The sequence below is a fragment of the Thalassobacillus sp. C254 genome (genome assembly GCF_001310615.1).
On sequence record NZ_BAXQ01000007.1, the window covers coordinates 110990 to 123498 of the forward strand.

General features: G+C 40.4%; 9 protein-coding genes and 3 pseudogenes. 10 read left to right on the forward strand and 2 right to left on the reverse strand.

From position 1 onward, the window contains the following. Window positions 1–21 precede the first annotated feature (21 nt). From JCM19033_RS09165 to JCM19033_RS09185, 5 genes and pseudogenes are all read left to right on the forward strand, one after another. A complete protein-coding gene (locus tag JCM19033_RS09165; protein WP_054636087.1) occupies window positions 22–471 on the forward strand; it encodes a MaoC family dehydratase N-terminal domain-containing protein in 450 nt (149 codons plus the stop codon). Beyond that, window positions 468–880 (forward strand): annotated as a pseudogene (locus JCM19033_RS09170) (MaoC/PaaZ C-terminal domain-containing protein). The gene JCM19033_RS09165 and the pseudogene JCM19033_RS09170 overlap by 4 nt, the downstream one beginning before the upstream one ends. A 6-nt stretch (window positions 881–886) precedes the next feature. Continuing rightward, window positions 887–2055: pseudogene (locus JCM19033_RS09175) on the forward strand (acetyl-CoA C-acyltransferase). Between the two features lie 209 nt (window positions 2056–2264). Then, on the forward strand, window positions 2265–3548 hold the full coding sequence (locus tag JCM19033_RS09180) for an MFS transporter (RefSeq protein WP_269758091.1): 1284 nt from the start codon (window positions 2265–2267) through the stop codon (window positions 3546–3548). A gap of 375 nt (window positions 3549–3923) precedes the next feature. Further along, window positions 3924–4199, forward strand: a complete 276-nt coding sequence (locus JCM19033_RS09185) for a hypothetical protein (RefSeq protein WP_054636088.1) — start codon at window positions 3924–3926, stop codon at window positions 4197–4199. 65 nt (window positions 4200–4264) lie between these two features. Here JCM19033_RS09185 and brnQ read toward each other — a convergent pair. Further along, window positions 4265–5574: pseudogene (gene brnQ, locus JCM19033_RS09190) on the reverse strand (branched-chain amino acid transport system II carrier protein). Window positions 5575–5871: 297 nt separating this feature from the next. On the opposite strand from brnQ, the gene JCM19033_RS09195 reads away from it, so the two are divergent. After that, window positions 5872–6297, forward strand: coding sequence for a hypothetical protein (locus JCM19033_RS09195; protein ID WP_054636089.1), 426 nt, complete (start codon window positions 5872–5874; stop codon window positions 6295–6297). 104 nt (window positions 6298–6401) lie between these two features. On the opposite strand, the gene JCM19033_RS09200 is transcribed toward JCM19033_RS09195, so the two are convergent. After that, window positions 6402–7391 carry an aldo/keto reductase gene (locus JCM19033_RS09200; RefSeq protein ID WP_054636130.1) on the reverse strand — a complete coding sequence of 330 codons (990 nt, stop codon included), beginning with the start codon at window positions 7389–7391 and terminating at the stop codon, window positions 6402–6404. 249 nt (window positions 7392–7640) lie between these two features. Between JCM19033_RS09200 and JCM19033_RS25480 the strand changes: the two genes are divergently transcribed. From JCM19033_RS25480 to JCM19033_RS09220, 4 genes are all read left to right on the forward strand, one after another. Next, complete coding sequence (locus tag JCM19033_RS25480) at window positions 7641–8087, forward strand: efflux RND transporter permease subunit (RefSeq protein WP_054636090.1); 447 nt, start codon at window positions 7641–7643, stop codon at window positions 8085–8087. Next, a complete protein-coding gene (locus JCM19033_RS09210) occupies window positions 8054–10702 on the forward strand; it encodes an efflux RND transporter permease subunit (RefSeq protein WP_269758092.1) in 2649 nt (882 codons plus the stop codon). Before JCM19033_RS25480 ends, JCM19033_RS09210 begins: the two co-directional genes overlap by 34 nt. A gap of 137 nt (window positions 10703–10839) precedes the next feature. Continuing rightward, the gene (locus tag JCM19033_RS09215) at window positions 10840–11400 is read left to right on the forward strand and encodes a sugar O-acetyltransferase (protein WP_054636092.1); all 561 of its coding nucleotides are present in this window, start codon (window positions 10840–10842) and stop codon (window positions 11398–11400) included. A gap of 250 nt (window positions 11401–11650) precedes the next feature. Next, window positions 11651–12328, forward strand: coding sequence for an AIM24 family protein (locus JCM19033_RS09220; RefSeq protein ID WP_054636093.1), 678 nt, complete (start codon window positions 11651–11653; stop codon window positions 12326–12328). Window positions 12329–12509: the final 181 nt, after the last annotated feature.

Sequence of the window (12509 nt, forward strand, 5' to 3'; positions counted from 1 at the left end):
ATCTTGCGCAGGAGGAAATCTATGTATAAGAGTGTAATAGGCAAAAAATCGTCCAAGGTAAAGAATACAGTGGAAAGAGGCATGGTTAAGAGATTTGCAGAAGCTATTGGTGATCCACACCCAATTTACATTGATGAGGAAACAGGGGCAAAATCCAGATATCAATGTAATATTGCACCTCCTACTTTTCCAAGAGCGTTTGATTACGGGGAAATAAGCGGACTTGATCTTCCAAAAAAGGGTCTTATCCACGGGGAGCAAAATTACCATTATGAGAGACCTCTTTGCATAGGAGAAGAGCTGTATTGTTATTTTGAAGTGAATAACTACTATGAGAAAGACGGAAAGAACGGCCTCATGGGGTTTCTAGTCATTAAAAGATACGGTGAAGATCCAAATGGTACTCTTATTTTTACTGAAGAGATGACTGCTATTATTACGGAAACTGTTCGAAAGGCGATGAAAGTATGAAGGCGATTGGGGACATCCAGAAAAATAGTGTCTTTGAAGAGACTTTAGCACCTGTTTCCCGGATGGATTTAATTAAATATGCAGGAGCATCAGGTGATTTTAACCCGATTCATACGATTGATGAAGAAGCGTCAATGCTGGGCTTCCTGGTGTCATCGCTCATGGTATGTGGACAATGGGGAACCTTGCTAAACTTTTTACCCCTTATTATGAAAAAGGCTTCATTCAAGATTACAAAATCAGATTTGCTGGAATGGTTTTTCTTCAGGACGTTATTACTTTAAGAGCCACCCTACTTGAAAGAGACCAGCACACCTTGCATTTTAAAGTAGAGGCAGTGAATCAGAATAACAAAGAAGTGATCAAGGGTAACGTTACATTTACATTATATGATGAAGACAAGGAGTGAAGATAGATGACGAATGAGGCTGTTATTGTATCTGCCGTACGGACACCTATAGGAAAAGCAGGAGGGACATTAGCGTCTGTACCGGCTCATGTCTACGGGGCTGAGGTAATTAAACATGCAGTACAACGAGCAAATCTCCAACCTGAAATGATAGATGACGTCATATTTGGAAACGTGCTAAGCGGTGGAGGGAATATTGCTCGACTTACTGCATTAGAGACCGGATTATCCGTAGATATACCGGGTCTTACCGTAGATCGTCAATGCGGTTCAGGCATTAACGCTGTCATGCTTGCCGCCCAAGCCATTCAAGCGGGGGCAGGAGAGGTATATGTGGCAGGGGGAACAGAAAGCATGAGCCGTGCACCTTATCTGATGGAACGACCAGAACGTCCTTTTAGCCAGTGCCTCCAAAATTCAGAAAGTCACAGCTGTCTCCTGACGAAATAGGTGACCCTCCCATGGGTATTACAGCAGAGAACCTGGTAAAAAAATACGAAGTGAGCAGGGAAGAACAGGATGAATATGCTCTTCGCAGTCAACAACGAATGGCAAAAGCCATGGAAGAAGGCCGCTTTGACGAACAAATTGTCCCTATTTCCGTTCCTGTACGAAAAGGAGAGCCTATTATTTTTGAAAAAGATGAGCATCCTCGTCCAAACGTTTCAATGGAAGGACTGGCAAAACTGTCTCCGGCCTTTTTACCAGAAGGAAGCGTGACAGCAGGAAATAGTTCTGGTTTAAATGATGCAGCATCGGCTATCGTTGTCATGTCGAGAAGAAAAGCAGAAGAATTGGGTGTTAAACCTCTGGCAGTTATTAAAGAATCAGCTGTAGCAGGTGTGGATCCTAACATCATGGGAATTGGCCCCGTCCCCGCAACTAAGAAAGTCTTGGATCTTTCTGGATTAACTTTAGAGGAAATAGATCTGGTAGAGTTAAATGAAGCATTTGCCTCCCAAGTGATTGCCTGTAACCGCGAGCTTAACATAGACCCGGAGAAATTAAATGTAAATGGGGGAGCGGTCGCTCATGGACATCCATTAGGTGCTACCGGGGGGATTCTCATCACAAAAGCTGTCCACGAACTACACCGTTCAGGAGGAAAAAACGCTCTGATTACCGCATGTATTGGCGGAGGGCAAGGTATAGCATGCATCATTGAACGAGTGTAATTTATATAAATGGTTTCTTCTTTGAATATTTGAAAGCGTTATCATAATTATTTGATTGAGTAAGGATCTCAAACTATGCAGTAATAAACCTCTTTTCTAGCTTGTTTACCTGCGCAGCAAAACTTTTGGAAAATTTATATGTATGTTCTTCAACAGGTAGAGTCACTTACGTGATGCAAGGACTTTATGAAAAGAAAAGGGGAAAGAGCATGCTATTAAATAAGCTTGATGATAAGCTTAAAGATACGAAACTAACCGAGGTGGAAAGGCCCCCGAAGAGAGAAATGTGGGCCTACGGAGCAGGCAGCTTTGGCATTTTTGCTGTATGGAGTTTCATGGGTTCGTTCTTGACATATTATTACACTGATGTAGCAGGGATTTCCGCAACAGTGGTAGGAACCCTTATGCTGATTGCCCGTCTGTTTGACGGAATCACAGATATTGGAATGGGCTCTGTTGTTGACAGGACAAAGACCAAATACGGTAAGGCCCGCCCATGGATTCTCTGGCTGTCCGTTCCTCTTGGCATCTGTACAGTATTACTATTTTCTGTACCTGACACAAGCGCTGGTGCACAGATATTTTATGCCTATGTTACTTATTTCCTTTTCGTGCTAATTTATACGGCTGTCTCTATTTCATATAAAACATTGCTTGGAATAATGACCCAGCATCAGCATAGTCGTTCAATGGCCAATATTTACGCTGCTATTTTTATTTTAAGTGGAAATCTACTCGTTGTTACTTTAAGCCAACCATTAGCGGCTGCCATTGGCTGGACTTCTCTTGCAGTGATTTATGGGGTGGTTACGGTCATCTTTATGTACATTACCTTTTTTGCAGTAAAAGAAAGAGCCGCAGTAGCAGCTCATCAGACTGAAATAAAAAAGGTTCCTTTAAAAGATGGGTTGGCAGCACTTTTAAAGAACAAGTACTGGTTTATTATTACTGCTTATTGTGTCACTTTTTATGCGGCTATTGGGTTAACACAGGGGGCAGCCATGTATTACGCCCAATACGTTATCGGCAACGTAAATCTCTTTCCAGTGATTGGACTGGCCTCGGCGGTTCCAATGCTTCTTGGTGTTTTTTTCATTGGGCCTTTTGTAAAAAAATATGGAAAACGAAACGTTGCCATCGTTGGAGCGATGGTTTTTATTGCAGGGCAGCTCATTAAGTTTATAGACCCTTCGAGCCTTATCGTGTTTCTAACAGGCCACGTATTAGTCGGATTTGGAATAATGCCTTCCATTGCATTAGTATTTGCGATGATTAATGATACGATTGAGTACGGCGAATTAAAATCAGGTCTGAGAACCGAAGGATTAGTGAACAGTGGTGCCAGCTTTGGCATCAAAGTGGGTACTGGAGTCGGGTTAGCCTTAATTGGATGGCTGTTAGGATACGGCGGGTATATCGGTGGTGCCCCGGATCAATCGGCAGCTGCACTCCAAATGATTTTAGCTCTTAACCTCCATATACCCTGGCTTTAGGTGTCATTCTTGTCATTCTTCTTTGGCTGTTTAAAGTAGATAAAGAATACCCGGCTATTCTCGCAGAGCTTCAGGCACGGAGCAATCAATAACATATAAAAGACCAGATCCATTGGGATTTGGTCTTTTTATTTTGGGCGGAAATATGTGGAATATTTTTCTATGCGGCTAAGAAATTATACTTATATAAAAATGCTAAAACACCGATTGAATCCCTCCTTTCTACTCACAGCTTTTCAAATGACTCTTCATTTCTTTGAGCAATTTACCTTAAAGGTAATTTATGTTAGAGGAAAAAAGAAGTAATACACACATAATAAAAAAGTATCTTGTAGATTTTAACGTATTACGAAAAGAAGAGGAGCAGATGATGAAATGAATGAAGAAGAGAAAGAGGAGTTACATTTACAAGCAGAAACCTACGACCCTGGTGAAAATTCTTATTTAAGCGAATATCCAACTGTTAAAGAAGATACCCAAAGCTCGAGAGAGGAGATGAATCAGAGTTTAGAGGATGCTGAATTTTCAGAGGAACTTTCTGACGGAGGGGAAAGAAACGAGTTTGCTATGAGGCAAAGCACCGTAAAGAAAGAAGATAAAATTAATTCAGAGAAATTACGTTACAGCCATGCCGACGACATTTATGAATAATGAACAAGAGTGTGGGAGATATAAATGAAAGAAGCTCGTTTACTGAGCTTCTTTCGATTGATTGTTTATTTTTTTCCGAAAAAATGTCCTATAGTCATACCTATCAATGCTGGAAGGATCCAGCCCAAATTCAAATCAAAAAATGGAAGGTTTCCAAAAAGGGTATCAAGTGCTCCAACTTCGATCTCTGCAGCTCTAAGGCCGTCATATAAACTAATTATCCCAGTACCTACTACTGCTCCAACGTAATGCCCTTGTCGGAGCTTGATTTTCACACTGGCCAAGGTAAGAAAAATGAGTATGATGGCCAGTGGATAAATAGCGACCAGAACAGGAACTGAAATGGAGATAATGGCATTCAGCCTAAATTTGCTACGGCAAAACTCACAATCGTAATCAGCAGGACAAGTACCCCGTAAGAGAGAGAAGGCAAGACTCTTGCAAGGTATTGTGCAGAAGCTGTTACCAGCCCAACACAAGTCGTCAAACAGGCCAGAGTAACAATGAAACCCAAAAGCGCCACGCCTACATAGCCAAACGTCTGATCAGCTGTATAATTTAAAATCTGTGTACCATTTTCAAAGGTTTGCACAGCACCGCTTTGAACACCCAGCCATCCAATAGCTATGTATACAGCACCTAATCCAATACCCGCAATTATGCCTGCTAAGACAGTGGCTTTCACTATACTTTTCCTGTTCTCTATTCCTTTTTCTCTAATCATATTTACAATGAGCAAACCAAACGCAAGTGCAGCTATAGTATCCATTGTAAGATAGCCTTCGATCATTCCTCGAGAGAAAGGGGAGTACAAGTATTCATCAGTCGGTAAGAGATCAACACTACCGGCTGTTGTCATTACATTGCCAATTACTAATAATACAATTGAAAACAACAGTAATGGGGTAATGACCACGCCAATTCTCTTGACTAGTTTTGAAGGATTTAAGCTTAACCAGTAAACAATTAAAAAGAATACAAGAGAATAAAGAAATAAGTAAAGCGTTGAATAGCTTTCCAGAGCTGGAAGAAAAGGGACCGCACCCATTTCATACGAAACGTTGACTGCCCGCGGAATGCCAAAAAAAGGACCAATGGCTAAGTATAAGACAAGTGTAAAGATGATGGCAAAAAGGGGTGTGACTTTGTTAGCAACTTTTTCAAAGCTGCTTCCTGTTAAGGCGATGGCAACAATTCCTAACAAAGGCAGGCCCACTCCCGTTACTACAAATCCCAGTATGGCTGTCCAGTAATTTTCACCCGCTTCCTGTCCTAAAAAAGGCGGGAATATTAAATTTCCAGCTCCAAAAATAAAGCAAAAAGCACTAAGCCAGTAAAAAATATTTCTTTGTAAGATAAACTCTTCAAAATCCAGGCCTCCTAATTTTTATAACCACTTAAAAAACAGTTCTTTTCAAGCTTTTTTCCATTTTGTTTTTTGATTTTCTTTAAAAAGGCACTAGCTTGCATCTAAAGGTACAAGTGTTACATAACATATAAAAAAACCAACCTTAGCCTTTAACAAAGCCTTTCATAAAAACAAAAAAACCCTATATTACACTAACGTTTCTTTGTGCTCTTGTAAAGAAGTAATGCTTTGGGAAATGTAGAGGATAGGAAACTTAAGGTTTATACTTAAAATATAAAATTTATTACATGTAAGGGAGTAAGTATGGAAACGCGAAAGGTTATTATTGCATCACTAATTTCAGGCACATTCTTTGTTTGTGGATTAATAACGGGAAAGTTTATTTATGAAGAACCTTCTCGGGAAATAGTAGCGGGCTATGAAAAGAATGAACCAAACAACCATTTAACATTCACATCAGTTACAAACGATCTCGAAGACCGTTGGACAGTGGATAATCTCCAGCAAATTTATATGCACAGCAATCAGATAGAATATGAAAGTGATGGCCAGACTCCCGCTGATGTTCACGTTTGGTTAAAAAATCCCCAGTCTTCAACAATCCTGATAAGATCCAAGATATGGTTTAACGATGAAGGCGCAATAATCAAAATGGGAGAGAGCGATTATAGAGAAATCAGTCATTTAGATGCAGTAAAAATGAAAGAAATGATTGACTATAATGAATAGAGACCTGCGCCTGGAAAGGGTCAATACACAAATAAAAGACGCCATTATAGAATGACGTCTTCGTAAATCGATAAGAAGTTGGAACAGAGTGGGCAAGGACAATACTACTTTCTAACAGGGATAGGAGCTTCCGGTGAAATAACTTTTTGGTCACGAAGCTCTTGCCAGAAAGCAGCTGGAATGGCAGTGTTTAAAGCATCCTGGTCTTCTTTTATTCGCTCAGGACGACTGCCTCCAGGAATTGCAGCAGTAATTGCAGGATGTGCTAACGTAAATTGCAGGGCTGCAGCTTTTGCTGTAATTTCATGATTTTCAGCTATTCTATTAATTTTTTCCACTTTTTCAACCATCTCAGGAGAGGCTTTTTGGTACTCAAAATGAGAGCCGCCAGCTAAAACACCAGAATTGTATGGCCCCCCAGCAATAATACCAACACCCTGTTTTACCGCCTCGGGCAGAACACGCTGCAGAGCACGCTCATGATCCAGCAATGTATAACGGCCCGCCATTAGGCATAAATCGGGTTTTGCTTCTTCTAACTCTAGGGCGATCTCAATTGGCTCTACTCGGTTGACCCCGATCCCCCAGGACTTGATCACTCCTTCTTCACGTAAGCGCGTCAGCTCACGAAAGGCGCCTGTACGAGCTTCTTCAAACTTCGCCAGCCATTCATCACCATGGAAATCCTGGGCTATATCGTGTACAAAAACGAAGTCTAAGTGATCCGTTTTTAACCGCTCCAGGCTTTGTTCAATGGAACGAAGTGCAGCATCTCCACTATAATCATTGACTACTTTATTTTGACGTCCGTATTCAAACAAGTCACCTTCTGCCGGCTTATCCTCTTCATCCTTGATTAAGCGGCCTACTTTCGTACTCAAAAAATAATCCTCACGTGGACGGTCTTCCAATGCTTCACCGAGACGAATCTCTGCAAGCCCTGCCCCATAGAAAGGCGCTGTGTCAAAATAACGAATCCCATGCTCCCAGGCAGCGTCTACAGTTGCTCTGGCTTCTTCATCTGGAATATCACGAAACATATTGCCTAATGGAGCAGTCCCAAATCCTATTTTCTCTGGTATTGAGTCATTCATTAACGTATCTCCTTTCACAGTATAAATTTTTAGCCACACCATTATATTACCAACAAAGAAACGGTTGAAACTTCTCACTCACCTTGACTCCTAGGATAGCTTTCATGAAGAAATGATGAAGAATAGAACAGAATATAAAGATTGAATTAATTTTCAGAATTTTAATTCTTATTTTAAAAGAGAGGTGTATAATAATTACTGGTCATAATTCTGAAGTTGTAGTTCATAAGAATCAGAGGAGTGGGGCGAATGAAATTGTTGGAATTTATTGTAAATAAAAAAATTCTGGTGGGATTATTGTCTACTTTGATTATTTTCATAGGCCTGTACGCCATTAGTGACCTGGATAAAGAGCTGTTCCCTCCTATTAATCTAGGGGGAGCTTATGTAGACATCAACGCGGGTGACATGTCTGCTGCAGAGGTAGAGCGTACAATTACTGTGCCCCTTGAAGAGCAGATTGCTTCCATAGATGGAGTAAAAGAATTTTCTTCCACTTCCTACATAGGAAATAGCAGCTTATATGTATTTTTTGAGGAAGAGGTAAAAAATGATCTCTACCCTGAAATTGAAACAGCTGTACAAACTTCCACTAGCACTATGACAGGTGTTTTAGACGTGCAGACTGGAGAAATTGGCACAAATCAAGACTATGACTTTTTATGGATATCTCTGGCGGCAGTATGGAGGAAATGACAACATTTGCTAAAGATATATTAGAGCCACGGCTCGAAAACCTTCCCGAAGTGAAAGATATATTACTTAGCGGTCTCATTGAAGAAGAAGTTGTCATTGAGCTTAAGAGGGAAGAGATGGAGGAACAAGGAATTGAACCTTCTAGAGTAGTAAACACCATGGAACAGGTCAATGTGGAATCAACTGTTGGAGAATTAACAGAAGATGATGGGTCCCCCACACTACGATGGAATACTTCATTTGAAGACTTAGAACAGATTGAAAATCTTCAAATCCCCTCAGCAACAGGAGTTGTACCCTTGAAAGAAGTTGCCAATGTTTCTCTTGAACCGCTTGAAAATGCTTCATCGGTTTGGAAAGAGGGCAGTAAAGACTTCATCTTCGTTCAAGCCGGGCGAACATCTGATGTCACGCAAATTGAAATGGCTGAAGCTATTCGTGAGGAGCTCAAGCTTATCAAGGACGAAGAAGACATAAGCGGGTTTGCGATTAATGAGATCGTTTCCCAAGCTGATTACGTGAAAGATTCCATTGATGGTGTGACAAGCAATATCTTGATTGGGGGAATTCTTGCGATTGTTATTCTTTCACTTTTTTTGCGTAACATTAGGGCTACCTTTATTGCAGCCATAACTATACCCACCTCCTTGTTGTTAACCTTTGCTGCAATGTGGTTTTTGGATTATAGCGTTAATATTCTAACTTTGATTGGTCTAGGGTTAGGCATAGGAATGATGGTTGATGCCTCAATTGTTATTCTTGAATCGATATACCGTAAAAAAGAACAGGGTGGAGACAATTTAGACTCAGTGTTAAAGGGGACTAAAGAAGTTGGAACAGCTGTATTGGCTTCCATGCTGACAACGATAGTGGTTTTCCTGCCCATTGGCCTTCTCGGTGGAGAAATAGGGGAATTCATGATCTTGCTTTCTGTGGTTGTTGCTGTGACCTTGATCAGTTCAGTGATTGTTTCTTTTACTGTTATTCCGTCTCTTGCTGATAAAATATTAAAGGTCCGTCAGTCCAATACTGTAAAACTACAGGGACCTTTTACAAGAAAGTATTCAGGCTTCCTTTCATGGATTGTCAGAAAAAAACGTAACTGTATAGCAATCGTGACACTTTTCATCTTCTTATTTGCTGGTTCTTTCTTTTTAGTTTCAAAAGTCCCTCTTACAATCATGCCAGATATGTACAATCGATATGCAGAGATTATGATTGACCTTGAAACGGGAATTACAGGAGAAGAAAGAGAATTAACGGTTCAGGCTATTGCTGACTCTCTTCAATCGATCCAGGACGTTGAAACCAATTATGTAATGGATAATGGAGGAGTCCTTTATGCAATTATAAATATGACCAAAGATGAAGAAGTAACAAGGGATCAAAAGGAGGTCAATGAGGAAATCTTCAGTTCTCTCCGCTCTCTCGAAGACAGCACTTCCGTTGAAAGTGTTCATGAAGCCTTATCCGCAGGCGGTGGGGCTCCTGTTCAAGTAAATATCAGAGGGGAAGATTTTAATACTCTCCAAGATATCAGTGATACCTTCATAGAAGAACTAAAAGGAGTTGAAGGAATTGTAGGGGTTCAGAACTCCATAGAACGGACGTCCTCAGAAGAAGTTATAGTAATTAAAAAAGAAGAAGTAAAAGAAGCAGGACTCTCCTTAAGCGATATTAAGTTTTTTATGGACCAGAATTTGCTGGATACTGTTATAGGGGAAGTGGGTTTAGAGGAGGAAAGCGTCCCTCTTCATGTTAGATGGGAGGAGGAGATAGTCTCAACCTCAGACCTTCTTACTTTGTCAGTACCTTTAGAAAATAACAGAAGGGAGGATCTTTCTTCTTTTGTAGAATTAAGCAGTACTGAGGCTCCCAATGAAATCAGCCGAAATGATGGAGACCGGATCGTTTCTATTACAGCTGACATAGAAGGGACCGATCTTGGCAGCATGAATAGGGAGGTACAGTCTTTAGTTGACAGCTTTGATCCTCCAGCTGGCTACAGTCTTTCAATTGCCGGAGATCTGGAACAGCAGCAGGAATTAATTCAGGAAATGCTCGTCATATTAGGCATATCAATTTTTCTTGTTTATCTGGTAATGGCAGTCCAATTTAATCACTTAATTCATCCATTAATTATCATGACTGTTATTCCAATGACTATGATCGGGGTTATTATTGGTTTATTACTATCCGGCCACGAATTAAGTGTCTTATCAGGGATGGGGCTGCTTATGTTAATTGGTATTGTATTAAATAACGCTATTCTATTTGTTGACAGGACAAATCAGTTACAAAGAGAAGGTTACTCCGTGGAGGATTCACTGATAGAAGCAGGAAGAAATAGACTTCGTCCCATTTTAATGACCACTCTGACTACTGTAGGAGGAATGCTTCCTCTTGCATTAGCTTCAGGAACTGCAGGTAATTACCAATCACCGCTCGCAACGGTTATTATTTCAGGGCTGCTCTTTTCTACATTGCTTACACTCATCCTGATTCCGGCTATCTACAGGCTGACTGCTGCAGCCGACGAGAAGATAGCAACATTTAGAAAAGGTCCAGACAAAACAGATATTCACTCAAATAAAGCACCTAAATCAGTTAGTTAATAAAGAAATCCCAGTATTACTGGGATTTCTTTATTAGTAACACCAACCTGGGTAATGGAGCTTATGTAAGGTTTCACATTTTTCGGGCGTCGTTTTAAGATATGTAGAAAGAACATTGATAAAAAGGAGAATGCCTAATGAAAAGTGAAAAAGAAAAAATGATATCCGGTGAATCCTACAATCCATTGGATCAGGAATTACTAGCAGAAAGAACAAATGCTAGAAGACTAACAAGGTTATTCAATGAATCAAACGAAACAGAAATGGAGAAAAGAACCGAATTATTAAAAGAGCTGCTCGGTTCCGTGGGAGATAGTTTATACATAGAGCCAACGTTCCGATGTGATTACGGGTATAACATACACGCAGGTGAAAACTTCTTTGCTAATTTTGATTGTGTATTTCTAGATGTGTGCGAAATTCGAATCGGTGATCATTGCTTTATTGCTCCAGGAGTTCATATATATACTGCTACTCATCCATTACCTGCCAGTAAAAGAATATCCGGGGTGGAATATGGGAGGCCGGTAACAATAGGAGATAATGTGTGGATTGGTGGAAAAGCCGTTATTAATCCAGGCGTTACAGTAGGTAATAACGTTGTCATTGCTTCTGGCTCTATCGTTACAAAAGGTATACCAGATAATGTTCTCGCAGGAGGAAACCCAGCAAGAATTATAAAACAAATTCAGGAATAATACTGTCAACTGGCTAATACTTTTACAAACTTTAAGTAGATAAAAATGATACAAACTTGTTCTAAGAAATTGACTTTTGACTATATAAACAACGCAGAACAGCGAAACCCCAAGGGGATCTCTCACGTAAAAATAAAAATGAGTGGGTGATAGTACTAAAGATCTGAAAAATAAAAAAGATTATACTATCCTCATTATCTCTAATTAAAGAGAACACTCAAAATTATTTCTATTACAGGAGGCTGGAACCTTGAATAGTTACTCCATACATGAATTTGTGGAAAAGACAAAGAGAAAGGACACGCCGGATGAAGCATTCGGACTGCAGTCGGAGCGTATTCTCGAGGTAGATTTAACGGGGGAAATATGGGCAAAAATGGGCGCAATGATTTCTTATACAGGAAACATTAAATTTGAACGGGAGCGAGCGTTAGAACACGGAGTAGAGCGCATGTTCAAAAAGACATTTACCAATGAAGGCGGAGAATTGATGAAGGCAACCGGTCGGGGACGGTTATTTTTAGCAGACCAGGGAAAACGAATCACAATTCTCGAACTGGAAAACCGTCAACTTACCGTGAATGGTAATGATCTTTTGGCCTTTGAACCAACGGTAAATTGGGATATACAGCTGATGCGTAAAGTAGCCGGCATGATGTCTGGTGGATTATTTAATATTACCCTGCAAGGAGAAGGAAAAGCAGCGATTACCACATACTTTGAACCGCTGACACTTCCTGTTAGCCAAGGAAACCCCGTGTATACTGATCCAACTGCCACGGTGGCCTGGTCGGGAGAACTGGAACCGGAATTTCACACCGACATCAACTACCGTACCTTTCTCGGGAGAGGAAGTGGTGAATCAATTCAAATGAAGTTTGAAGGAGAAGGATTTGTTATTGTGCAGCCTGGTTTTGAAACAGAGTAAGGCTAGAGGAAATACTTTAGCACCATTTTTAATTGTTTGAAGGGACAAAAAAGAGAACCCTCCTAGGAGGGCTCTTTTCTATGGACACGGCGTGTATTATTATATATGCAATGCTACTGCATAAAGACAGTACCTTTTTAAAAATCCTCGAATATATATAGTCTGTCTGAAATTCCTTTAT